General features: G+C 70.9%; 2 protein-coding genes. One reads left to right on the top strand and one right to left on the bottom strand.

The window, feature by feature from the left end:
* Positions 1-1,288, bottom strand: a 1,288-nt coding sequence (locus DAT37_RS39605; RefSeq protein WP_109530093.1) for a cytochrome ubiquinol oxidase subunit I, incomplete at its 3' end; no start/stop codon positions are given.
* A 304-nt stretch (positions 1,289-1,592) separates the two neighbouring features.
* On the opposite strand from DAT37_RS39605, the gene DAT37_RS39615 reads away from it, so the two are divergent.
* Positions 1,593-2,282, top strand: coding sequence for an SRPBCC family protein (locus DAT37_RS39615; protein ID WP_109530095.1), 690 nt, complete (start codon positions 1,593-1,595; stop codon positions 2,280-2,282).
* Positions 2,283-2,309 lie beyond the last annotated feature (27 nt).

Raw genomic sequence — 2,309 nt, forward strand, 5'->3', positions numbered from 1 at the left:
CGGGGCCCCCGCGTACGTGCCTGGTCAGGAGTACGGCCTCGGCCACCGCGAGCGCGCCGTACAGGAGCGTGAAGATCGTCAGCGAGACGGCCACTTCGGCCAGGCTCACCCCGGGGGAGACGCTCGCGGCGGTCAGCAGTTCGCCCGCGACGGTCCACGGCTGACGGCCCACCTCGCTCAGCAGCCACCCCGCGATCACCGCGGCCAGCGGCAGCGGCAGGGCGAGCACGAACAGCCTCGCCAGCCAGCCGGGCATCGGCCGCCTGCGGCGGGTGAGCCACAGGCCCAGCACCGACAGCCCCGCCGTGACCATCCCCAAGCCGAGCATGACCCGGTAGGACCAGAAGACGACGGCCTGGTCGGGCCGGTAGTCGCCGGGGCCGAACAGTTCCTCGAACCTCCGCTGGACGTCCTCGGCGCCCTGCACGGTGGCGTCGAAGTCGCCGGTGGACAGGAAGCTGACGACCTTGGGAATCTCGATGCCGGGCGCGATCGTGAACGGCGCTCCCGCCGTGTCACGTTCGAGGCCCTCGGCGACGGCGAGTTTCATCGGCTGCTGCTCGTGGGCCAGCTTGGCCGACATGTCGCCGCTGCCCACGACGACCGCCCCCGCGACCGCCGTCATGACCAGCGCGGCCCGCGCGACGCCCCGCCACATGTCGGCCCGGGTGCGCAGCAGCCAGTAGCCGCTCACCGCCAGCACGAACCCGCCCGCCACGACGAAGGACGCGCCGATCACGTGGGGCACCTGGGCCAGCGCCGTGGAGTTGGTGAGCACCGCCCACAGGTCGGTCATCCGAGCCCTGCCGTCGACCACCTCGTAGCCCACCGGGTGCTTCATCCAGGCGTTCGCCGCGAGGATGAAGTAGGCCGACAAGTTGGACCCGATGGCGGCGGCCCAGATGCAGGCCAGGTGCACCCGTTTGGGCAGCCGGTCCCAGCCGAAGATCCACAACCCCAGGAACGTGGACTCCATGAAGAACGCCAGCAGCGCCTCCATGGCCAGCGGCGCCCCGAACACGTCACCCACGAACGTGGAGTATTCGCTCCAGTTCATCCCGAACTGGAACTCCTGCACGATGCCGGTTACCACGCCCATGGCGAAGTTGATCAGGAACAGCTTGCCGAAGAACCTGGTCAGCCGGAGGTAGTGCTCCTTGCCGGTCCGGTGCCACGCCGTCTGCAGGCCCGCCACGAAGACGCCCAGGCCGATCGTCAGTGGCACGAACAGAAAGTGGTAGACGGTGGTCACCCCGAACTGCCACCGCGCCAGGTCAAGTGCGTCCATTTCCCCTCGTCGGCTCCCTAGCTCTACAAGCCGTAGTACTTCTACAAGTAGTAGTACTACAAGCAGTAGAGCATCGCGATGCGATCTCCGTCACATGCGCGCTCGTTTCGGTGCCATCGAGGATGTCGTACGAGGCCAGGGCGGCGCGTCAGCCGGTGAGCTGATTTCCGCGTACCTCCCGGGGCTGATCCCGGCCCACGCCACGGGCAGGCCGTTCCACTGTCAGGTCGTGATCGCCCCACGGATCCACCGTCTGGCAGGTGTTGCCCTTATCGCGGCCATCCGCCCTCCCTAGAGTGGCCATGTGAAGGTCGCAGGTAGCGCCGTGATCGGCGTCGAGAGAGATCGGGTGTGGGCCGCGCTGCAGGACCCGGCGGTGCTGGTGCGCACCATCCCGGGCTGCGAACGCCTGGAGGAGAGCGGCCCCGACACCTACAGGATGACCGTCAACGCGGGGGTGGCGTCCGTCAAGGGCGTCTACCAGGGTGAGGTGGCGCTGGCCGAGCCGCACGCCCCCGAGCGCTTCGTCCTGCGGGCGCGCGGCCAGGGCGCCCCCGGCACGGTGGACGCGACGGTCCAGGTACGGCTCAGCGAGATCGACGAGGGGACCCGGGTCGACTACGACGCCGACGCCGTGATCGGCGGCATGATCGGCGGCGTGGGGCAGCGCATGCTCGGCTCGGTGGCCAAGAGGACGGCGGGGGAGTTCTTCGCGGCGGTCGAGGACCACCTGCGCGCCGCCCCGGCGCCCGGACCCGCCCAAGCCCCTTCCACCGTCGCCGCCGCGCCAGGAGCGGCCGCCGAGACCGGAGTGGCTCTGGCTCCCGCGATGGCGGCGGCTCCCGGGGCGGCTGTGTACGAGCGGCCGCCGAAGCGGCACGCGGAGACGCGGCCGTGGGTCATGCTGGCCTCGTTCGGCATGGGCGCCGGCGTCGCGCTCGCGGGCGCGGCCCTCGGCTGGCTCTTCGGCCGCACCGCCCGCCCCCGCCGCTGACCCGCCGCTGACCCGCCGCACGGCCTG

The sequence above is a fragment of the Nocardia aurea genome (assembly GCF_003123685.1).
Lineage (GTDB): Bacteria > Actinomycetota > Actinomycetes > Mycobacteriales > Mycobacteriaceae > Nocardia > Nocardia aurea.